The 236-nt window shown below is 69.1% G+C and carries 1 protein-coding gene; it reads right to left on the minus strand.

The features are described from left to right. Positions 1 to 236: AAA family ATPase (locus tag AC0L2O_RS37540; RefSeq protein WP_473373287.1), on the minus strand; the 236-nt coding region annotated here is incomplete at both ends.

A 236-nucleotide genomic window follows, 5' to 3' on the forward strand; every position in this document is an offset into this window, starting at 1 on the left:
TCGTCGATGAAGATGATCGCGGGCGCCTTGTCGTGCGCCTGCTGGAACAGGTCGCGCACGCGGGCTGCGCCGACGCCGACGAACATCTCGACGAACTCGGAGCCCGAGATCGAGAAGAACGGCACCTTGGCCTCGCCCGCCACGGCCTTGGCCAGCAAGGTCTTGCCGGTGCCGGGCGGCCCGACCAGCAGCACGCCTTTCGGCATGCGGCCGCCAAGCCGTCCGTAATCGGTGGG

It is taken from the genome of Bradyrhizobium sp. Kon10 (assembly GCF_055807395.1).